This is a genomic window from Bacillus sp. GW823-FHT06B01 (genome assembly GCF_058952315.1).
This window is the reverse complement of the sequence record NZ_JBXAHR010000003.1, coordinates 1-19512: the sequence shown is the minus strand read 5'-3', so window position 1 is coordinate 19512 and position 19512 is coordinate 1. Positions and strand designations below refer to the sequence as shown.

Genomic DNA, 19512 nt, shown 5'->3' with positions numbered 1-19512 from the left:
TTTGAAACAACACTACCTCAATCCGTTAGATTGAGGTAGCACTGTTACTATTTCAGTAATTTCTGTAATTCTAAATTTAACTTTAAAACGTTCACGCGGTTCTCTCCAAATAAGCCAAGTGCCGCACCTTCCGTTTGATCTTTAATCAACTGATTTAACGTTTCTTTCGGAATATTCGTTATTTTTGAGATACGGTCCACCTGTACCGAAGCTGCCTGTGGGCTAATGTCAGGATCAAGCCCTGAACCTGAATTCGTCACTAAATCGATCGGTACTTCTGTCACTGGAACGCTCGGATTTTGTTTCTTCCACTCTTCCATACTTTTTTCTACTCGTTTCTCTAAATCTGGATTAGACGGTGCATAGTTATTTGAACCAGATGCTTCTGCCTTATATTCAATACTTGAAACACGCCCATGAAAATAACGTGGGTCTGTGAAATTTTGACCGATTAATGTAGAACCAATCACTTCATTTTTATCATTATATATTAGACTTCCATCCGCATTATCCTTCATTACCGCTTGTGCAATACCAGTTACAATAAGCGGGTATACAAGGCCGCACAACACTAAAAATGTAAAAGTAATACGGATGATTGGTGATAGTATACTTTGTTTCTTCTCCATCTTTTTCCCCTCTTCCTTATATGAACAAGCCGACAATTATATCAATTACTTTAATTCCAATGAACGGTACAATAACCCCGCCAAGTCCATAAATAAGTAAGTTTCGGCTAAGTAGTGCATTCGAACTCATCGGTTTATATGCGATACCTTTCATCGCTAATGGAATAAGTAACGGAATAATAACTGCATTAAATATTAATGCTGATAAAATCGCTGACAGCGGTGATGTTAGTTTCATAATGTTTAATGCTTCCATTTGCGGAATCGCAAGTGTAAACATTGCTGGAATAATTGCAAAATATTTTGCGATATCATTCGCAATACTAAACGTCGTTAACGCACCACGCGTCATTAACAATTGCTTACCAATCCCTACAACCTCAATAATTTTTGTCGGGTTCGAATCTAAATCAATCATATTCGCTGCTTCTTTCGCAGCTGTCGTACCACTATTCATCGCTAATCCAACGTCAGCCTGCGCTAATGCCGGCGCATCATTTGTACCATCACCCGTCATCGCTACAAGTTTCCCTTTATCTTGCTCTGCTTTAATAACCGCAATTTTATCTTCTGGCTTACACTCAGCAACAAACTCATCTACCCCTGCTTCTTTTGCAATCGTTGCTGCTGTTAACGGGTTATCACCTGTACACATAACCGTTTTAATCCCCATTTGACGCAATTGCTCAAAACGCTCACGCATACCTGGCTTTACTGTATCCTTTAAATAAATTAAACCGTAAATACGATTATCCACTGCAACTACAAGTGGTGTCCCGCCCTCTTTGGAAATGAAATCCGCTTTTTGATTTACATCTTTTGGAATTATTCCACCTTGTGATTGAACCCATTCAATCACGCTACCTACAGCACCTTTTCTCACTTTCGTTCCGTCCTGTAAATCGACACCACTCATTCTCGTTTCTGCTTTAAACGGAACAAACTCACCTTGTTCTGCAATTTCTCGATTATATGATATAGATTTCATTTTTACATATTCTATAACTGATCGACCTTCTGGTGTTTCATCTAAAACTGAACTAATCGCAGCCCATTTTCCTACTTGCTCAATCGTTTCATTTCCTACAGGAAGCAATGTATGAGCCATTCGGTTCCCGAAAGTAATCGTACCTGTTTTATCTAAAATGATTGTATTAATATCACCCGCAGCTTCTACTGCTTTACCCGACATCGCTAACACATTGAACTTTGTCACGCGATCCATCCCGGCAATACCAATTGCTGATAATAAACCACCAATTGTCGTTGGAATTAAACAAACTAACAACGCTACAAGTACAGCTGTCTCAATTTGAAACCCTAAATAGTTTGTAAAAATCGGCAACGTCACAACAACGATTAAGAAAATAAGCGTTAAACTCGTTAATACTGTATTTAAAGCAATCTCATTCGGCGTTTTTTGACGAGCAGCTCCTTCTACTAACGAAATCATTTTATCAATAAATGATTCACCAGGATTACTCGTAATGACAATTGTAATCTCATCACTGACGACCATCGTCCCGCCTGTTACGGAACAAAAATCGCCGCCCGCTTCTTTTATTACAGGAGCTGATTCCCCTGTAATCGCAGATTCATCAACAGACGCTAATCCTTTAATTACTTCCCCATCACTCGGAATCATTTCTCCTTGTTTTACAATAACAACGTCATCTTTTCTCAGATCAGTCGCTGAAACTTGAACAATTTCTCCATTTTCTTTTACAACATTTGCAAACACATCTTTCTTCGACTGTTTTAAAGAATCGGCTTGCGCTTTCCCCCGTCCTTCCGCTAACGCTTCTGCAAAGTTAGCAAATAAAACTGTAAATAATAGAATGAGAGAAACTGTTATATTAAACCATCCTGGTACACTACTAGAACGACTTGGAAGAAACGATAAAATGAACGTAATGATAAATCCAATTTCTACAACAAACATAATCGGATTCTTTATCATGACTTTCGGATTCAATTTCGCAAAGGATTGCTTCATCGCGTGTTTCACGATGTCACGATCCATCGTTTTCGCTTGTCTAACTTCATCTTCTACAGCATGTATTTGTGAATCATTTACTCTCTTTTCTTTTACTACTACCGGTCTCATCATTTACCCTCCATTACTTCAATGTAAGAAATTCTGCAATTGGGCCGAGTACTAACATCGGGAAGAATGTTAATGCACCGACAATTACAATTGTTCCGATGAAAATGCCGCCAAATAAACTATTATCCGTACGGAACGTTCCGACTGTTTCTGGTACTACCGTCTTTTCTTTCAATGAAGCTGCAACAGCTAGCATCGTAATTAAACTGAAATAGCGCCCTAAAAACATAACTAAGCCAGTTGTAATATTCCAAAACGGTGTATTATCCGCTAACCCTTCAAATCCAGATCCGTTATTCGCAGCTGACGATGTGTATTCATATACCACTTGCGTTAAACCGTGGAAACCAGAATGAGAAATGGCATCCGTTCCTAAACTTGTTGAAAGAGCTAATGCTGAAAACCCTAAAATAAGCAGTGGATGAAATAGTATCGTTACCGCAATTAATTTCATTTCCTTACCTTCAATTTTCTTACCTAAAAACTCTGGTGTCCGTCCAACCATCAATCCAGATATAAAGACTGCGATAATCGCATACATAATAATGTTCACAAAGCCTGCCCCAACGCCGCCATACACTGTATTTAACATCATATTTACGAGTGGTACTAACCCGCCAATTGGTGTTAACGTATCATGCATCGTATTAACGGCTCCTGTTTCAGCAGCTGTCGTCACTGTTGCGTATAGGGAAGAAAATACTGTTCCAAATCGTACTTCTTTTCCTTCTGTACTCCCTTGTACATGTTCGATGCCCATTCCATTTAACGCTGGATTCCCATGTAATTCAGATGTAGTAATCGTTATAAATCCTAGTAAAAACACCATGAATAGTGATACGAAAAGGATACGACCTTGTTTTTTATTTCCTACCATTCGTCCGTACGTAAATGGAAGTGCTGTTGGCAATAACATCATAAGCATCATTTGTAAAATATTACTCATTTGCCCTGGATTTTCGAAAGGATGTGTAGAGTTTGCTCCGAAAAATCCACCGCCGTTATTTCCGAGTTCCTTAATGGACACGAATGATGCAACAGGCCCACGTAATATACTTTGCTTTACCCCATCGATTGTTTGTGCTGTAACGGCCCCGTCTAACGTTTGTGGTACACCAAGTGCGACAAAGACTAGTGCCGCAATAAATGCGATAGGAAGAAATACTCTCGTTAGTGCTCTCGTAAAATCAACGAAAAAGTTACCGAGTTCCTTCCCAGCAAGCCCTCTTATAAACGCCATTACAAGTGCTAACGTCGTTGCTGGTGCTGCAAACATTAAAAATGTAATTCCGATTAATTGTGATAAATAAGATAAACCATTTTCACCGCTATAATGCTGTAAGTTTGTATCAGCCATAAAACTAATTGCTGTATTAAAAGCAAGCGTAGGCTCCATCCCTTCAATGTGTGCTGGATTTAATGGCAATACTCCTTGTAGTCTGAAAATGAAATATACGACAACAATCATAAATCCATTTAATAAAACTAATGACAATGCGTACTGTTTCCACGTTTGATTGTATTCTTTTACACCCGTAATTTTAAAAATAAGTTTTTCAAAAGGCCCGAATACTTTATCTAACTTTTTACTACCTTGAAAGGCTTTCTCTAAATAAATCCCCATTGGCTTTGCCACAAGAATAAACAACAGCATGGTAATAACAACTGCGACCCAAATCATAATGAATGATTCCCCCTAATTAAAACTTTTCTGGATTTATTAATGCATACACTAAGTACACCGTAATTGCTGCAACAATAGCCGATAAGGCAACCGTCATGATTGCTTCCCTTCTTTCACAACTTTATCTGACCAACTTGCAAGACTTACCATCGATGCAACTAACACAACAAAAATCCCGATCATTACAACATCTAACATAGCCACTCCTCTTTTCTGTAAAAATTTACCATCTAATTATCAAAAAAAGAACACTAAGCTCTACTTAGTGTTCGAAATGAACAACACAAAGTAAACCTCCTCTCTAAACGCTTACGAGGTTAGCTGTCGGATTCGGGCCTAAAGAGTAGCCCTACTTTCAAAACTGAAAGATTCACCCCAAGTGACGATGCACAAAATTGGTTCCCCCGCTCCATTTCTGGAACTCAGCGATTTTAGGTTTTTTTGGAAATTTTATGAATGATTTATGAGAGTAAATATACTCCTCTATATTTAACTTGTAAAGAGTCAAATTACTGAAAATAAGAAAATATTCATCTATTTAAACGCTTACATTGAGTGTTATTAATATTATTTCATCTGTTTTCTCGTCTTTTCTTTCTTTTTCACAGAAATGATCTTTTAAATACGAAATAAAAAGAGCGAATGACATGAAGTGCATAGCTTGTTGCACTTAGCATTCGCTCTTTTTTTTCACTATTTATTCTCCACGCAAAAACGCGCGCAAATTTCTCCCACGAATATAAACTTGTAACAATTCTGCATGTAGCTGCTCATATTCGATAACATCTGTTTTTAAATATAAAGCATCTTTCGATGGCAATATGATATAGGGCCTTGGAAAAATGGGATCAAGCACCACCAATTCTTGAACTCGCTCTACTGATACGGCCCAACGATTCGCTATATCTCCTAGTAACAACACCTTCATCTTTTTCCCCCGCCCTATTCAAAAAATAAAAAAGAAATATTATCACAATTCGTAAACACGACAAATGTAGCTCCAATTGTTTCATAGAGCCTCGCTGGATATCGTTTATTCCTTGTAACAACAGTAATAGGTGCTTGAAAAGAAAAGTGAATGTGTTCTGTGAAGAAACTAATGATTGGAAGCTCATCCCCTAGTAAAATCACCTTCTTAATACACTCACAAATACTAGTAAAATCTTGCGCCTTACTACAGCTATAAGTCCAATCAAACCCACAATTCCTAACTTCAGCAGCTATCTCTTCATTTGCTGTAAAAATAATTAACTCATGTTGAAATGCTACTAAATCTCTTAAACTATTTACCTTGCTTTCTTCCCCAACACAAATAAGTGTTAGTTCCATGTACCTCATCCTCCTTAGCATAAAAGAAATCCAACATAGATTGATATTCCCCTATACTAATCAGATCGATGAAGTGATGTATCCATCATGGCACCGTCCTCTCTCAAGACGCTTACGAAGTTAGCTGTCGGATTCGGACTTTGAGAGTAGCCCTACTTTCAAAATTGAAAGATTCACCCCTAGTGACACTGCACAAATTGGTTCCTCCGCTCCATATAATTGGACTCAGCGTATTACAAAAAATATATTCTGGCTGATATATTACTCCTGTAATTGGAAAAAGTAAATAGAAAAAAAGCCAGTTACAAAACTGACTTTCCACTTACTTATACACGCGTTTTATTCACTTTATATGCAAAATGATTCGTCGGCCCATGACCACTTCCAATATTCAAAGGCTCTTCAATTGCTATACTAATAAATCGTTTAGCTTCTTGAACTGCCTGTTCAATCGAGTATCCTTTCGCAAGTCCTGCTGTAACCGCTGAAGCAAATGTACACCCGCTTCCATGCGTTTGCTTTGAAGGAATTCGTTCACTTCTAAATTCAATAAACGTTTTCCCATCAAAGAGTAAATCAATTACTTCATTACCTTGATACTCTGCATGGCCGCCCTTCATAAGTACGTATTTCGCACCTAATTCATGCAATACTTTCGCAGCTTCCTTACTATCTTCAACATTATGAATTTCCATCCCAGTTAACACTTCTGCTTCAGGAACATTCGGCGTTACAACTGTTGCTACTGGTAATAAATGTTCTTTTAATGCTTGTACTGCTTCTTGTTGTAATAATGATGCACCACCCTTGGCAATCATAACAGGATCTAGTACAATATTATTCCACCCAAACTTATTAATATGTTCTGCTACAATTTGAATAATTTCACTGCTAAATAACATTCCTAGTTTCACAGCATCTGGTGTTAAATCCGTACCAATTGAATTCAGCTGTTCCGTAATACCTTCTAACGGAACTGGATACACCCCTTGAACTCCAAGCGTATTTTGAGCAGTAATTGCCGTAATAGCCGTCATCCCATACACACCAAGCTCTTGGAAGGTTTTTAAATCTGCTTGAATGCCGGCACCGCCTCCACTATCAGATCCTGCAATCGTTAAAGCTTTATTCACTTTCATCCCACTCATCCTTTTCTATCCAAAATAGCGATGATAAATTGTTTTTGCTTCGCTTATATCTTTCGTTCCATGTACAAGTACCCGGCCATCTTTAAAAGCAACTAATCTCTTTTCCTCCACAGAAAATGATAATAAATATGGATTTACATTCAAATCATTCACACGATCTTTCAGCAACTCTTTATATCGTTCAAAATCCATTTCTTCTTTATGAGGTGGTCTAATTTGAACTGTATTTCTCCCGCATAAAACCGCTGTTTTCGATGTATTTTCTTTATTTAAATACGGGTATATTGCATTCTCTCCGCACGAAGGACAATTATGCTTACGAAGCTTTTGCACATTCATACATGAGTATTCATTCTTCCATACATCAAACGACACAAGTCCATCTCGAAGTGATTCGTAATCTTCCACTAACAATTTAAGAGCTTCCGTAACTTGATGAGAAACGACGAGAGATACAGCAGGAGATATAATGCCCGCTGTATCACATGTCGCCCCGCCAAGCGGAATCGATTGTAATAAACAAGATAAACATGGCGTTTTACTAGGAAGAATTGTGTAAGAAAGGCCGTAACTCCCTACACATGCTCCGTAAATCCATGGAATGGAATACTTTTGTGCTATATCATTCACAATAAAACGCGTTTCGAAATTATCAGTTGCATCAATAATTACATCAACCTTTGTCACGAGTTCTTCTAATTCCTCAGCTGTTACATCTTGAACGAGAGCTTCTACTCTTACTTCACTATTAATTTCTGCTAGACGCTTCTTTGCCGCTACAGCCTTCGGTAGATTATTCTCTACATCGCTCTCTGCATACAATTGTTGCCTTTGTAAATTACTCCAATCGACATAATCTCGGTCAACAATCGTTACTGTGCCAACACCTGCTCTTACAAACATCTCTGCATTTGCACTACCTAATGCACCTGCCCCGATAATGAGTACATGCTTTTCTCTTATCTTTCGTTGCCCCTCTTCTCCAATTGGAGAAAATAATTCTTGGCGAGAATATCGATTATTCAACTACGCTCATTCCTTCTAAAGGACTACTTGCTGTTGCACAACGTTTACGTGCAATACGCCCCGCTTCAAATCCTAATCGTCCTGCTTCAATACTTAACTTCATTGCTTGTGCCATTTTTATTGGATCTTTTGCTCCCGATACAGCAGTATTTAATAACACACCATCCGCTCCTAATTCCATCGCAAATGCCGCATCAGCTGGACTACCGATACCAGCGTCAACGATAACTGGTACTGTCGCTTGTTCAATAATGAAGCTTAAATTTAACGGATTTACAATACCAAGTCCTGAACCGATTGGTGATGCTCCTGGCATAATTGCATGCACACCTAGTTCTTGTAATTTACGTGCTAATACAACATCATCAGATGTATACGGAAGAACGATAAATCCTTCTTCTAGTAACATTTCAGATGCCTTTAACGTTTCTACTGGATCAGGTAATAACGTTCTATCATCACCAATAACTTCTACTTTGATCATATCGCAAAGCCCCGAAGCTTTTGCTAATTTTGCAATACGAACAGCTTCTTCAGCATTTTTTGCTCCAGCTGTATTCGGTAATAACTTATATTTTTTTACATCAAGTTTCTCTAATAAATTAGGCTGCTTTGCATCAAATATATCCATACGACGTACTGCGAACGTTAAAACCTCAGCCTCAGATACATCAATTGCCTTTTGCTGTACATCAAAATCAGGGAATTTCCCTGTTCCTAATAAAAGTCTAGAATGAAATGAAAATGGTCCAATGTTTAACATAATCAACCGCCTCCTACGAAAGTTACAATCTCAATTTGGTCTCCATCAAAAACAGATGTATCTGTATGATCATCTTTTTGTAAAATATCTTTATTACGCTCTACTACTACAATTCTGTTATCTAACTCTAAATGTGTAAGTAGCTCAGCTACTGTTTTTACACTCTCTGGCACTTCCATTTGATTACCATTAATTTTTAAATTCAAACTTCCATCCCCTTTCTAAACCGGTTTAGAAAGCAATGAATCTAGCAAGTGATTCTCCTGCTTTCCTTCTATTAAATCAGCTATATACTGACCAGAAACCGGGCTTAATAAAATGCCATTTCGATAATGTCCAGTACAAGCATATAAACCTTTTATTTCTTCATGCTCTCCCATATAAGGAGCTTCGTGATTTGATTGTGGCCTTAATCCTGCCCATGTGCTTTCCCACTCTGCTTCTTTTAAAGCTGGCAATATTGTATAAGCACGCTCTAATATAGAAGTAATACTTTCTGGTTGCACTGTTTTATTAAACGTATGAGGCTTCATCGTTGCTCCAATTACGTAACGTCCACCACGCTTTGGGGCAATGTAAAATCTTTCTTGGAAAATAGGCGCCTTTAAAAGTGGTTTTCTACTTCTTACCGCTACTACTTCTCCTTTAACTGGATATGTACCCCATTCGCGGTGAAAATAACCTAGTAACTTCGTGCTCCATGAACCACCCGCAATCACAACTTTCTCGCATGCTATAATACCTTCGCTCGTCACAATCCCTGTCACTTTATTATTTTCAATACGAATATCGAACACTTCTGTCTGTTCATATATATCAGCACCCGAAATTGATGCGGAATGTGCGAATGCTTTCGTAAGCTCTGGTGCAATAACATGACCATCTTTTGGATAATATACAGCACCTATAATTGACTCAGATAGACACGGCTCTTTCTCTCGTAAAAGGTCTCCCGTTAGAAAGTAAGAATCTTCACCTGTTTTCTGCTGCCAATCCATAATGTGAAGAATTCTTTCCTTCTCATTTTCATTTTGGGCAATGCGATAAATGCCCTTCTCTTCATACCCAATATCGATGCCTGTTTTTTCACGTAAAACTGCTGCAAGTTGTGGAAATATAGCACGGCTTTCTCTCGCAAGTTCAAATAGTGGGTCATATGCATCCCATTCCGCCTGAACCCCAAGTAAACCAGCGGCTGCTTTCGAGGCTTCAGATGCAATTCTTTGCTTCTCTATAATCGCTACTTTATGTCCTCTTTCTGCTAGAAAATGTGCAACTGAACTACCGATTACACCACCGCCAATTATCGCTACATCATACTTCTTACACATGTTTTTCCGCCCACTTTCTTATTGATTCCTTATAAGATTTCGCTTTGCTATACGGGTTACTACTACTTATAATCCCAGACATAACAGCAATACCACTGACACCGTTAGTAAGAACATCCCCTGTGTTTTCCGTGGTGATTCCTCCAATTGCTGTAATCGGTATGGATAAACACTTTGCAATGTCTGAAACTTCTTCAAGCCCTCTCGCTGGCACACCTTTTTTACAATCTGTCGGAAATACATGACCATAGACGAGTGAATCCGCTCCATTCTTAAATGCATCGATTGCCTCTTCTAAAGAATGTACAGAATAGCCGACATGCAAATAAGAAAACTTTTCTTTCACTGACCTTACATTTGCGCTTCGATATCCTAGCTGCACGCGCGGAATGTTTAATAAAATAGCGATATCAATTCGATCATTTATCACTATTTTTGATGCCGGAAAGCCTTTCTTCAAAAGACTTTCCACACCTTCATACAAATCCTTCGTACTTTTCTCACGCTCACGAATATGCAAATAGTCAATCTCACTTTCAATTTGCATCGCTACATTCACTAACTCTTCGAATGACATGTGACCATTTGAGATTACATGAAGCTCATTTTTCATATTCATTCGCCTACTTTAAAATATTTTCGAATAACTCATCGGCCGGAACGATTTCTTTCGTCATTCCTTTATCTTTCAGCCATTTATTTTGTTTCTCCCATGACTCTTTTGAATCCGATAAGAATGGTTCATCTTTCGTTTCCATCTTCTCTAATAAAATTTTCATACTTTCTTTTTCAACTTCTGGTACAAGCGGGAAGTTTTCTTTTTCTTGATGATTTAATAAAATATTTAATGCTTCATCCGGATTTTTCTTCATGAAATCATAGCCTTTTTTCGTACCACGTAAGAAGGCTTGCAACGCTTCTTTATCTTTTTTCAACGTTTTATCACCTGTTACAAATACAAGCTCATGATAGTTTGGTACACCGTAATCAGCTGGATTAAAGTATGCTGGTTCATGACCTTCATGACGCATAACAGGTACTTCATGGTTAATATATGCCCCTGTTACCGCATCCACTTTTTTCGTAATTAGTGCCGGTACTAAATCAAAGCCAACATCGACTACTTTCACTGTATCTGGATTACCACCAGCTTCTTTTACCATAGTTTTTAAATACATCTCACTTAAAGGTGTTCCAGAATAGCCAACTGTTTTCCCCTCTAAATCTTTTGGCGATTGAATGCCTGCTGATTTCAGCGATACAACATGATTTAATGGTGAACGTACGACAGCTCCAATTGATTTCACTGGAATTTGTTCATTTGCTTTTGCCATGACAACGTCTGGCTGATAATATAAGCCAACCGTTACTTTTCCTGCAGCTGCTAAAGTTAATGGATCAGTCGGATTGGAAGGGAATTTAATATTCACCTTTACTCCTTCTTCTTTAAAGTAGCCTTTTTCAATCGCCGCATAAATAAAGCTATGTACCGCATTTGGGTACCAATCAAGCATGACTGTTATTTCTTTTTCTTTTTTATTCTTATCTGATGCAGAATTACTAGAACATCCAGCAATCATTGCAACGAATAATGTCAACACAAAGATGCGTTTTAAAAATTTCATGAATGCTTCCTCCAACTAATAAATTTCTTTTCTAAAATCGAAATAAGTATGACGAAGAAAATAGCTAATAATGATAACAATACAATGGGTGCAAATACACCTGCGCCGTCTAACTGCGTCATCATTCTTTTACTGAAATACCCTAGCCCAGCTTGTGCACCGAGCCATTCACCAATTGCTGCCCCAATTACACTAAGCGGAACTGCAATTTTTAAAGCTGAGAAAAAATAAGGAAGAGCAGACGGCAATTTTAATTTAAGAAAAACATCTTTTTTCGTTGCCCCATACGTAACTAATAGCTCCTCCCATTCTTTTTTCGTACTGCGTAGTCCATCATACGTATTGACCGCGATTGGGAAAAACGTAATTAAAACAGTAACAACAACCTTACTCCAGATCGTATATCCAAACCATAAAACGAAGAGCGGAGCAAGCGCTGTAATCGGAACCGTTTGTGAGGCAACTAATAGTGGATAAAATGCTCTCTCCATCCAATTACTCGCATTCATTAACATCGCTAGCCCTACCCCAAGTACGATAGAAATAGCCACACCTATTAAAACGACCGATAAGGTTGCCGGCAAATGAACCGTAAATAATATATCTTTTAGTTTCCAGATCTTCATCACAATTGCAGACGGTGACGGTAAAATGTACATTTCGTCTACAATTCTTGCGCCAATTTCCCACATGACAAGTAAAATACTAGAAAGTGTAAGGGCAGGTAATAGCTCCTTCAACCGGTTCATCATACGAGTACCTGCCTTTGTAACATACTAAGAAGCTCATCTTTAAGCGCTAACACTTCAGGCTTATATAAATCTTTTCTTATTCGATTACAATCAAGTGGTACAACCCTCTCGGTTAAAGTAGTTATCGGTTGCTGCTCTACTACTAAAATTCGATTAGAAAGAAACAACGCTTCTTCCACATCATGAGTGATAAATAAAATTGTTTTTTCCCACTCTTTCCATTGTTCAAACAGCCATTCTTGCAAAGATGCCTTCGTTAAAGCGTCCAACGCGCTAAACGGTTCATCTAACAACAATATCTCCCCGCCTGTTAATAAAGTTCGAATAAAAGATACGCGTTGTCTCATACCACCAGATAAATCTTTCGGATATTTTGTCTCATACCCTTGTAAGCCAAATTTATGTAACAGTTCCTTTGCCTTTATTTGTGCTTCTTTCTTCTGTACACCTTGGCACTCTAGCGGTAGGGCAGCATTCTCAATAATCGTTCTCCATGGCAGGAGCATATCTTTTTGGGGCATATACCCTACAGGATGGCTCTTTATTTCTGTCAGCTCTATCTGTCCCGTACTTGCTTCTTCTAAACCTGTAATAAGGCGAAATAGAGTACTTTTGCCGCATCCACTCGGTCCAATAATACTTACAAACTCTTTATCTTGTATAGAAGCATTTAATTCATTGATGATTGGTTTCTCATCATAATGAAAAGAAACATTATGAAACTGTAGTATGTTCTTGCTCCTCAAATCCCCACATCTCCTTACGATAGGACATATCCCAGAATAAATATTCAAATCGACTGGAATATAGGAATATCTCCTCTAATCGATCTAGCTCTTTGTCAGACTTTCCAACTGCCATTTCATTTAATAAATCTATTAACCAAATACAAAGGCTACCGTATTCTTCTGAACTATATCCTTGAATCCACTCACCAAAGAACTCATGATCTCTTGCTCCAGGAATATCGTTTAAACGCTTTCCAATTTCCCAGTAACTCCACATACATGGAAGAAGTGCTGCTATTAATTCCGCAAGTGTGCCATTTTGAGATACAGACATCATGTAATTTGTATAGGCTAAATTTTTAGCAGATGGTTTTGCAGATTCTATCTCCTCTATAGAAATACCAAGTCTTTTTGCATATTGTTTATGGATCGTCATTTCTCCATTTAATATGCCATCAATTTGTTCAGCAAATTTCCCCATTACTTGTGGATTCGTTGCTTTTACAACACCAATCGCATATAGCTTTGCATAATCTAACAAATATAAATAATCTTGAATAATATAATACTGAAACTTATCTTTTTCTAATGTGCCATCTCCCATACCTACTACAAACGGATGATTATGGCTCATCTCCCAAACTGGTTGTACAGTTTCTAATAATCTATCGCAAAATTTCATTTCGCTATCCCCTTTCAATTTATATATCTAAATAAAAAACCACTTCTAAATAAGAAGTGGTTACAGCAAATAAAATTATAATTTATTCGTTGTTCCACTTCCCTTCGCTAGTATTACCTAGATCAGGTCTGTAAGGGTTAAGGATTATTCCTCTCTCAGCACAACAAGCACCCCTAGTGGTTTCAATATGAAATTTTCAAACAAAAAAGCCCCGTTTCTATACGCAAAGAAACGGGGACTCATTATTAGTGTCCGAATTGCTTCCCTACGCTAGCATAATCTAGATCAGGTAATGAAAAGGATCAAAGGCTTACGGCCTACTCTCAGCTGGCAACACCAGCTCTCCTAGCAAACTATGAAATTAACACTGTCAGTATAACATCGTAATAAGACACCATCAACTGTTTTAATTTTCCCAATTGTCAACGAAATAACAAAACTATATAATACTTATATTCTATGTTAGAAATTATTATCCTAATTAATTGGATAAAAAGGAATCATTATCCTTAAAAAATTTATTTTTATATTGAGTTCATATTACATTTATGTGAATACACCCACTATATTATATCTTTATACTATAATAAAATTACAACTATACAACTAGAGGAGGTCTCTATTATATGAATATGAAAGCTACTGCTTTAACAGCAACTACTGTCGCAATTGCCTCTTTACTTCCTTCTATGGGAGAAACAAATGTACAAACAGCCAACGCTGAACAATTATCTAATGTGAAAACTGGATATGTCAAAGTCGATCAAGTAGCCTTACATACAAAAGATAACGCAAATAGCTCTTCAATTGATACAATTCGCTTTAATACGAAAGTGAACATACTTGAAACAACTAATGGCTGGTATAAAGTATCTGTTAATAATAAAGTAGGTTACGTACAAAAAGATGCTATTCTACTAAAAAACAAACTTCAATCTAATAATCAATACATCGTTAATGCCAATGCATTAAACGTTCGTTCTGAACCTAATTTAGAATCTTCAATTTTAGATGTATTACCAAATGGGAAATTCGTTACCATTCAAGAAGAACAAGGCGAGTGGTATAAAATTTTACATAATGGCAAAACAGGTTACGTACAAAAAGCATTCGTGTCTAATGGTTCACAGCCGTTAGTAAAAGGCATCACAGTTCAAAATAATACGAAATACACAGTTGCAACACCTAAACTTAATGTACGTGGCAACGCTAGTACAAGTAGTGCACTACTTGGTTCATTACAAAATGGTACACAAATACAAGTAGTGGAAACTGTAGGAACTTGGTATAAAATTCGTTTTGGCACAGGATACGGATACGTAGCAAAACATTATGTGATGCAAAATCAATCACAAGCTCAAACGGCTCAAACTACTTCCATTCCAGCAGTTTTCAAATTCCCTACTCAAGGAAGAATTAGCTCAACCTTTGATATACGCTGGGAACAAATGCATTATGGTATAGATATTGCAGCTCAAGGTAATGTCTCAATCCAGGCGGCAGCTGCAGGTAAAGTTGTGAAATCATATTATTCAGCTAGCTATGGCAATGTTGTGTTCATCGCCCATCAAATAAACGGGAAATTATATACGACAGTCTATGCACACATGAAAGATCGCACTGTACAAGCTGGTGATCAAGTACAAGCTGGACAATTAGTAGGTCATATGGGAAACACAGGTCATTCATACGGGCAACATCTTCATTTTGAATTACACAATGGAGAATGGAATTTTGAAAAAACAAATGCAGTAAACCCACTGCCATATTTAGTTAGGTAAATTGTATGCAACGCAATATCAATATACCTCTCTTAATTGAATACTTCGCCTTTTTAGGTTTAATCTGTTGTTTAATCATTTACAATACAAACACTGTATTTTTATCTATTATCATTACTTTTGTTGCTTTAGAAATTATGATGGAATCCTTTCAAGTACAACTAAAACAAAAAATTGCTCATATATATAACGCCATCTTTCTATTAAGTGCCCTAATAACAAATATTATTAGTAATGGTTTTTATTTATCTACCGTATTTCCTGTATTCTTTATGGCTGTTTTATTATTCATAGCTAGATACATTCATGTCCCTAATACAAAAAAACACGAACAAGAAGCTTAGAAAGAGGAGACACTGTGTACCGATCTTTCAAAGATAATCCGATAAAATATATATTGAATTTATACACAAAAATAAATACTTTTTTTGGTATACAAGGAAGTAAAACGGCACAATTTCTCCTTTATGGAATGTTATTTCTCGTCTTAATTGCATTTTCCTTGCTTTACTAATAAAAAAAGGATCTCATATAAACTTGAGATCCTTTTTAATTTATATAGAAAATGCTCTTTATCCGCAAGCATATTTTTCATAAATAAAGCTAAGATTATATTTTTTCTCTAAGCTCATTCTTTGTTCATCATCACACCAATAGAACAGAATATCATGAATTGTTGCATAACGTTTATTTTTAAGAAATAGTTTAAAGAATGATGGTAAACAATCATGTAATTGTATAAATATATAATTGCGTAATATTTCTTCTTTATATTCAATGCCCTTACAAATATACAGCAATTCTTCACAATAATATGCATGTTGTGGAACTTGAATCATTTCGAAAAATGGTACATATGATAATAACTTCCCGATAAAATGATCATATCGATCCATTATTCCTATCGTCATATGCTCCATCATTTCTTTCATTACATATAAATAATCATCTACATGAGTAGTTTTCAATGGGTCTAATCGATCTGAAATTTGAGAAAGTACAGCTCTTTGACAAGCTAACACCGCTTGACTAGGTCCATAATATGATAGGAAGTCTGTACACTTACGATATTTTCGTAATAGGTCATGTGTGTATAAGTCATACACAAACGTATTACAATACATCGCTAGACTCATCATATCACTATTTAATTGCTCTTTTGATAGTAATTTAGCTCTCTTACACATATAAAAGAATGTAAATTCCAATACTTCTTTATGAGATAATAGATGTTTACAATCCTTTATACATTTCTCATTAAATTTAACCCTATCCCAAATTTCTACATCCCCATCAGTCAATTCACCAATACGATATTTAATAATTAAATAGTTTAAAGCAACTGCTTGCGTCAAAAGATCCCACGTTTCATATTCCAATGAAGTGTGAACAAACTCAGCTAGTCCTTGAGTTATCATAAAAGTATTTGCTTCTTCATACCAACCAATCTCTTGGCATAAGCGAAGAATACGTACTAGAGTTGGAATTTCATCTTTATGAAACTGCGGCAAATTTTTTACTTTATCCATTCCATATACGATAAATGCTGCTAAATTTTCTTCTTTATAAAATTCTTTTTCTTTCCACACTAATATAGTTCGTTCTTTCCCTTCACCTTTCGGATGACAAGGTACAAGCAAAGAAAATAATTCAGCGAAATTATTTGGTTCTATATATGTATCTGTAACCAAATTCCAATTTGGATCGCGCTGTACAGCCCTCATATAATTCCCCTTCCCTTTTGTCTACATAGGAAATATTAATCCATTATTACATCATTAACAATGAATATTGTTATATTCGAAATCTTTCATAATACTTATATCTATCAGTATATCATTTTTTCTCTTATTTAAAATTAGGAATGACAAATTTAAATAAACTGTCGAAATTACTAACTGTATACTTATATTATATAATGTCTCAGATACATCATGCTAACATATTAGTTTAATCCATATACTAGAATAATGCATCTGATTTTTATACGTAACTTATCCGACTAATGAAAGACTCTCTTCATTCCAAATGCTCCGAAATTTCACTTAAAGCAAATCCAGCTTGATCATCTGCGGATTCTCTTATAGCTAAATCACCTAGTGCTAGCATCCCAACGAGTTGACCATCCTCAACTACTGGTAATCGTCTAATTTGATACTGTGCCATTAACTCTGTAGCTTTTTCAATAGAATCATCTGGAGAAACTGAAACAATGTTTGTTGTCATTACATTTGTAATTTTATTAGATCCAGGATGTTTCTCAGCAATCCCACGAACAACTAAATCTCGGTCTGTAACAAGCCCAACAACTTGCTCATTTTCAACAACTGGAATCAATCCAATCGATTCTTCTTTCATCTTTACAGCAGCCTCATATACATTGTCTAGCGGTGTACAATGTACAACATGAGTACTCATAAAATCTCTCACTCGTGTCATTTTTGTCTCCTCCTTTTTATACATACCATAGCTTTTCCTAAATCCCTTTATTTATTTCAGGAAAATCAGTTGATAAAGGAGGATTCCACAAAATAAAAAAGAGTCAGCATATTGCTGACTCTTTTTTTATGACCCGTACGGGATTCGAACCCGTGTTACCGCCGTGAAAGGGCGGTGTCTTAACCACTTGACCAACGGGCCATGGCTCCGCAGGTAGGACTCGAACCTACGACCGATCGGTTAACAGCCGATAGCTCTACCACTGAGCTACTGCGGAATAATATATGGTGGGCCTAAATGGACTCGAACCATCGACCTCACGCTTATCAGGCGTGCGCTCTAACCAGCTGAGCTATAGGCCCATACACTTTTACAGGGGCAGTAGGAATCGAACCCACACTGGAGGTTTTGGAGACCTCAGTTCTACCTTTAAACTATGCCCCTAAAGGATGCCGACTAGAGGACTTGAACCCCCAACCTACTGATTACAAGTCAGTTGCTCTACCAATTGAGCTAAGTCGGCATAAAAAAATGGTGGCTCGGGACGGAATCGAACCGCCGACACGAGGATTTTCAGTCCTCTGCTCTACCGACTGAGCTACCGAGCCAACATAAATGGCGGTCCCGACCGGGGTCGAACCGGCGATCTCCTGCGTGACAGGCAGGCATGTTAACCACTACACCACGGGACCATTTGGTTGCGGGGACAGGATTTGAACCTGCGACCTTCGGGTTATGAGCCCGACGAGCTACCGTGCTGCTCCACCCCGCGACAATATAATGTTTTAAAAAAATGGAGGAGGTAGAGGGATTCGAACCCCCGCGCGACTCTCGCCGCCTGTCGGTTTTCAAGACCGATCCCTTCAGCCGAACTTGGGTATACCTCCATGAAGGAAAAAAACAAAAATTTTATTATTATATGTATCTAAACCATTTAAAAAGAAAATGGAGGAGGTAGAGGGATTCGAACCCCCGCGCGATTCTCACCGCCTGTCGGTTTTCAAGACCGATCCCTTCAGCCGAACTTGGGTATACCTCCGAGACATATAATAAATAAAGTGGAGCCTAGCGGGATCGAACCGCTGACCTCCTGCGTGCAAGGCAGGCGCTCTCCCAGCTGAGCTAAGGCCCCATGTTTTTGGGAATATCGGGAAGACAGGATTTGAACCTGCGACCCCCTGGTCCCAAACCAGGTGCTCTACCAAGCTGAGCCACTTCCCGTTAATAAAAGCGCGCCCGAGAGGAGTCGAACCCCTAACCTCTTGATCCGTAGTCAAACGCTCTATCCAATTGAGCTACGGGCGCATATGGTGCCGAGGGCGGGGGTCGAACCCGCACGGTGGTCACCCACCGCAGGATTTTAAGTCCTGTGCGTCTGCCTGTTCCGCCACCCCGGCATGTCATATTGAAAATTGGAGCGGAAGACGGGATTCGAACCCGCGACCCCAACCTTGGCAAGGTTGTATTCTACCACTGAACTACTTCCGC

The 19512-nt window shown here is 37.7% G+C and carries 21 protein-coding genes, 15 tRNA genes and 4 riboswitches; of the genes, 2 read left to right on the top strand and 34 right to left on the bottom strand.

All coding sequences use genetic code 11. The features are described 5' to 3' along the window. Positions 1-47 precede the first annotated feature (47 nt). The 17 genes from kdpC to tenA form a co-directional block, all read right to left on the bottom strand. Positions 48-629, bottom strand: a complete 582-nt coding sequence (gene kdpC / locus AC1Q8N_RS13165) for a K(+)-transporting ATPase subunit C (protein ID WP_048545788.1) — start codon at positions 627-629, stop codon at positions 48-50. A 16-nt stretch (positions 630-645) separates the two neighbouring features. Further along, positions 646-2736 carry a potassium-transporting ATPase subunit KdpB gene (kdpB, locus tag AC1Q8N_RS13160; RefSeq protein WP_141520066.1) on the bottom strand — a complete coding sequence of 697 codons (2091 nt, stop codon included), beginning with the start codon at positions 2734-2736 and terminating at the stop codon, positions 646-648. Positions 2737-2749: 13 nt separating this feature from the next. Beyond that, positions 2750-4417 carry a potassium-transporting ATPase subunit KdpA gene (gene kdpA, locus AC1Q8N_RS13155; protein ID WP_493521201.1) on the bottom strand — a complete coding sequence of 556 codons (1668 nt, stop codon included), beginning with the start codon at positions 4415-4417 and terminating at the stop codon, positions 2750-2752. 19 nt (positions 4418-4436) lie between these two features. Then, entirely contained in the window at positions 4437-4517 is an 81-nt protein-coding gene (gene kdpF, locus AC1Q8N_RS13150) for a K(+)-transporting ATPase subunit F (RefSeq protein WP_098080087.1), read from the bottom strand. Then, entirely contained in the window at positions 4514-4618 is a 105-nt protein-coding gene (locus AC1Q8N_RS13145) for a SipW-dependent-type signal peptide-containing protein (RefSeq protein ID WP_000887892.1), read from the bottom strand. Before AC1Q8N_RS13145 ends, kdpF begins: the two co-directional genes overlap by 4 nt. 94 nt (positions 4619-4712) lie before the next feature. Continuing rightward, positions 4713-4858: riboswitch (cyclic di-AMP (ydaO/yuaA leader) on the bottom strand. 259 nt (positions 4859-5117) lie between these two features. Further along, positions 5118-5348, bottom strand: a complete 231-nt coding sequence (locus tag AC1Q8N_RS13140) for a hypothetical protein (RefSeq protein ID WP_098080085.1) — start codon at positions 5346-5348, stop codon at positions 5118-5120. A 14-nt stretch (positions 5349-5362) separates the two neighbouring features. After that, positions 5363-5749 carry a hypothetical protein gene (locus AC1Q8N_RS13135; protein WP_048545796.1) on the bottom strand — a complete coding sequence of 129 codons (387 nt, stop codon included), beginning with the start codon at positions 5747-5749 and terminating at the stop codon, positions 5363-5365. Between the two features lie 93 nt (positions 5750-5842). Further along, a riboswitch (cyclic di-AMP (ydaO/yuaA leader) is annotated at positions 5843-5990 on the bottom strand. Positions 5991-6075: 85 nt separating this feature from the next. Then, positions 6076-6897, bottom strand: a complete 822-nt coding sequence (gene thiD, locus AC1Q8N_RS13130) for a bifunctional hydroxymethylpyrimidine kinase/phosphomethylpyrimidine kinase (RefSeq protein ID WP_098080165.1) — start codon at positions 6895-6897, stop codon at positions 6076-6078. A gap of 6 nt (positions 6898-6903) precedes the next feature. Then, positions 6904-7923, bottom strand: coding sequence for a thiazole biosynthesis adenylyltransferase ThiF (gene thiF / locus AC1Q8N_RS13125; protein WP_098642603.1), 1020 nt, complete (start codon positions 7921-7923; stop codon positions 6904-6906). After that, positions 7916-8686, bottom strand: a complete 771-nt coding sequence (gene thiG, locus AC1Q8N_RS13120) for a thiazole synthase (RefSeq protein WP_000931990.1) — start codon at positions 8684-8686, stop codon at positions 7916-7918. The genes thiF and thiG overlap by 8 nt, the downstream gene beginning before the upstream one ends. A 2-nt stretch (positions 8687-8688) precedes the next feature. After that, positions 8689-8892 carry a sulfur carrier protein ThiS gene (thiS, locus tag AC1Q8N_RS13115; RefSeq protein WP_001049512.1) on the bottom strand — a complete coding sequence of 68 codons (204 nt, stop codon included), beginning with the start codon at positions 8890-8892 and terminating at the stop codon, positions 8689-8691. Positions 8893-8907: 15 nt separating this feature from the next. Beyond that, positions 8908-10017, bottom strand: a complete 1110-nt coding sequence (gene thiO / locus AC1Q8N_RS13110; RefSeq protein ID WP_098080083.1) for a glycine oxidase ThiO — start codon at positions 10015-10017, stop codon at positions 8908-8910. Continuing rightward, on the bottom strand, positions 10010-10630 hold the full coding sequence (gene tenI, locus AC1Q8N_RS13105; RefSeq protein WP_048545810.1) for a thiazole tautomerase TenI: 621 nt from the start codon (positions 10628-10630) through the stop codon (positions 10010-10012). The genes thiO and tenI overlap by 8 nt, the downstream gene beginning before the upstream one ends. A 10-nt stretch (positions 10631-10640) precedes the next feature. Then, positions 10641-11642 carry an ABC transporter substrate-binding protein gene (locus AC1Q8N_RS13100; RefSeq protein ID WP_098080081.1) on the bottom strand — a complete coding sequence of 334 codons (1002 nt, stop codon included), beginning with the start codon at positions 11640-11642 and terminating at the stop codon, positions 10641-10643. Continuing rightward, a complete protein-coding gene (locus tag AC1Q8N_RS13095) occupies positions 11639-12391 on the bottom strand; it encodes an ABC transporter permease (protein WP_098080117.1) in 753 nt (250 codons plus the stop codon). Before AC1Q8N_RS13095 ends, AC1Q8N_RS13100 begins: the two co-directional genes overlap by 4 nt. After that, positions 12391-13140, bottom strand: coding sequence for an ABC transporter ATP-binding protein (locus AC1Q8N_RS13090; protein WP_048545814.1), 750 nt, complete (start codon positions 13138-13140; stop codon positions 12391-12393). Before AC1Q8N_RS13090 ends, AC1Q8N_RS13095 begins: the two co-directional genes overlap by 1 nt. After that, a complete protein-coding gene (gene tenA / locus AC1Q8N_RS13085; RefSeq protein WP_000666832.1) occupies positions 13109-13804 on the bottom strand; it encodes a thiaminase II in 696 nt (231 codons plus the stop codon). Before tenA ends, AC1Q8N_RS13090 begins: the two co-directional genes overlap by 32 nt. 82 nt (positions 13805-13886) lie before the next feature. Further along, positions 13887-13989: riboswitch (TPP riboswitch) on the bottom strand. Positions 13990-14049: 60 nt separating this feature from the next. Beyond that, positions 14050-14161, bottom strand: a riboswitch (TPP riboswitch). Between the two features lie 269 nt (positions 14162-14430). Here tenA and AC1Q8N_RS13080 point away from each other — a divergent pair. Together AC1Q8N_RS13080 and AC1Q8N_RS13075 are read left to right on the top strand one after the other, a co-directional pair. Further along, the gene (locus AC1Q8N_RS13080) at positions 14431-15585 is read left to right on the top strand and encodes an SH3 domain-containing protein (RefSeq protein ID WP_048545817.1); all 1155 of its coding nucleotides are present in this window, start codon (positions 14431-14433) and stop codon (positions 15583-15585) included. 5 nt (positions 15586-15590) lie between these two features. Beyond that, positions 15591-15929, top strand: coding sequence for a hypothetical protein (locus AC1Q8N_RS13075; RefSeq protein ID WP_048545818.1), 339 nt, complete (start codon positions 15591-15593; stop codon positions 15927-15929). Positions 15930-16157: 228 nt separating this feature from the next. Here AC1Q8N_RS13075 and AC1Q8N_RS13070 read toward each other — a convergent pair whose 3' ends face one another. The 17 genes from AC1Q8N_RS13070 to AC1Q8N_RS12990 all read right to left on the bottom strand — a co-directional run bounded on the left by AC1Q8N_RS13070 (position 16158) and on the right by AC1Q8N_RS12990 (position 19512). Continuing rightward, complete coding sequence (locus AC1Q8N_RS13070) at positions 16158-17309, bottom strand: DUF3965 domain-containing protein (protein WP_098048711.1); 1152 nt, start codon at positions 17307-17309, stop codon at positions 16158-16160. Positions 17310-17604: 295 nt separating this feature from the next. Continuing rightward, entirely contained in the window at positions 17605-18024 is a 420-nt protein-coding gene (locus AC1Q8N_RS13065) for a CBS domain-containing protein (protein WP_048545823.1), read from the bottom strand. Positions 18025-18153: 129 nt separating this feature from the next. Further along, positions 18154-18225 (bottom strand) — tRNA-Glu (locus AC1Q8N_RS13060). A gap of 1 nt (position 18226) precedes the next feature. Continuing rightward, a tRNA-Asn gene (locus AC1Q8N_RS13055) sits at positions 18227-18301 on the bottom strand. 8 nt (positions 18302-18309) lie between these two features. Further along, positions 18310-18386, bottom strand: a tRNA-Ile gene (locus AC1Q8N_RS13050). A gap of 11 nt (positions 18387-18397) precedes the next feature. Then, positions 18398-18468: transfer RNA gene (locus tag AC1Q8N_RS13045), tRNA-Trp, on the bottom strand. 6 nt (positions 18469-18474) lie between these two features. After that, positions 18475-18547: transfer RNA gene (locus tag AC1Q8N_RS13040), tRNA-Thr, on the bottom strand. A 9-nt stretch (positions 18548-18556) separates the two neighbouring features. Further along, positions 18557-18632, bottom strand: a tRNA-Phe gene (locus tag AC1Q8N_RS13035). A gap of 8 nt (positions 18633-18640) precedes the next feature. Next, positions 18641-18716, bottom strand: a tRNA-Asp gene (locus tag AC1Q8N_RS13030). Between the two features lie 3 nt (positions 18717-18719). Next, positions 18720-18796: transfer RNA gene (locus tag AC1Q8N_RS13025), tRNA-Met, on the bottom strand. Positions 18797-18818: 22 nt separating this feature from the next. Further along, positions 18819-18911: transfer RNA gene (locus tag AC1Q8N_RS13020), tRNA-Ser, on the bottom strand. Between the two features lie 59 nt (positions 18912-18970). After that, positions 18971-19063, bottom strand: a tRNA-Ser gene (locus AC1Q8N_RS13015). Positions 19064-19083: 20 nt separating this feature from the next. Then, positions 19084-19156: transfer RNA gene (locus AC1Q8N_RS13010), tRNA-Ala, on the bottom strand. 15 nt (positions 19157-19171) lie between these two features. After that, positions 19172-19245: transfer RNA gene (locus tag AC1Q8N_RS13005), tRNA-Pro, on the bottom strand. A gap of 10 nt (positions 19246-19255) precedes the next feature. After that, a tRNA-Arg gene (locus tag AC1Q8N_RS13000) sits at positions 19256-19329 on the bottom strand. Between the two features lie 3 nt (positions 19330-19332). After that, positions 19333-19421: transfer RNA gene (locus AC1Q8N_RS12995), tRNA-Leu, on the bottom strand. 16 nt (positions 19422-19437) lie between these two features. Continuing rightward, positions 19438-19512 (bottom strand) — tRNA-Gly (locus tag AC1Q8N_RS12990).

What these genes read in the sequence shown, in the direction of transcription:
- kdpC (WP_048545788.1), bottom strand. Translation starts at nt 629, where the DNA reads ATGGAGAAGAAACAAAGTATACTATCACCAATCATCCGTATTACTTTT.
- kdpB (WP_141520066.1), bottom strand. Translation starts at nt 2,736, where the DNA reads ATGAGACCGGTAGTAGTAAAAGAAAAGAGAGTAAATGATTCACAAATA.
- kdpA (WP_493521201.1), bottom strand. Translation starts at nt 4,417, where the DNA reads ATGATTTGGGTCGCAGTTGTTATTACCATGCTGTTGTTTATTCTTGTG.
- kdpF (WP_098080087.1), bottom strand. Translation starts at nt 4,517, where the DNA reads ATGACGGTTGCCTTATCGGCTATTGTTGCAGCAATTACGGTGTACTTA.
- AC1Q8N_RS13145 (WP_000887892.1), bottom strand. Translation starts at nt 4,618, where the DNA reads ATGTTAGATGTTGTAATGATCGGGATTTTTGTTGTGTTAGTTGCATCG.
- AC1Q8N_RS13140 (WP_098080085.1), bottom strand. Translation starts at nt 5,348, where the DNA reads ATGAAGGTGTTGTTACTAGGAGATATAGCGAATCGTTGGGCCGTATCA.
- AC1Q8N_RS13135 (WP_048545796.1), bottom strand. Translation starts at nt 5,749, where the DNA reads ATGGAACTAACACTTATTTGTGTTGGGGAAGAAAGCAAGGTAAATAGT.
- thiD (WP_098080165.1), bottom strand. Translation starts at nt 6,897, where the DNA reads ATGAGTGGGATGAAAGTGAATAAAGCTTTAACGATTGCAGGATCTGAT.
- thiG (WP_000931990.1), bottom strand. Translation starts at nt 8,686, where the DNA reads ATGTTAAACATTGGACCATTTTCATTTCATTCTAGACTTTTATTAGGA.
- thiO (WP_098080083.1), bottom strand. Translation starts at nt 10,017, where the DNA reads ATGTGTAAGAAGTATGATGTAGCGATAATTGGCGGTGGTGTAATCGGT.
- tenI (WP_048545810.1), bottom strand. Translation starts at nt 10,630, where the DNA reads ATGAAAAATGAGCTTCATGTAATCTCAAATGGTCACATGTCATTCGAA.
- AC1Q8N_RS13100 (WP_098080081.1), bottom strand. Translation starts at nt 11,642, where the DNA reads ATGAAATTTTTAAAACGCATCTTTGTGTTGACATTATTCGTTGCAATG.
- AC1Q8N_RS13095 (WP_098080117.1), bottom strand. Translation starts at nt 12,391, where the DNA reads ATGAACCGGTTGAAGGAGCTATTACCTGCCCTTACACTTTCTAGTATT.
- tenA (WP_000666832.1), bottom strand. Translation starts at nt 13,804, where the DNA reads ATGAAATTTTGCGATAGATTATTAGAAACTGTACAACCAGTTTGGGAG.
- AC1Q8N_RS13080 (WP_048545817.1), top strand. Translation starts at nt 14,431, where the DNA reads ATGAATATGAAAGCTACTGCTTTAACAGCAACTACTGTCGCAATTGCC.
- AC1Q8N_RS13075 (WP_048545818.1), top strand. Translation starts at nt 15,591, where the DNA reads ATGCAACGCAATATCAATATACCTCTCTTAATTGAATACTTCGCCTTT.
- AC1Q8N_RS13070 (WP_098048711.1), bottom strand. Translation starts at nt 17,309, where the DNA reads ATGAGGGCTGTACAGCGCGATCCAAATTGGAATTTGGTTACAGATACA.
- AC1Q8N_RS13065 (WP_048545823.1), bottom strand. Translation starts at nt 18,024, where the DNA reads ATGACACGAGTGAGAGATTTTATGAGTACTCATGTTGTACATTGTACA.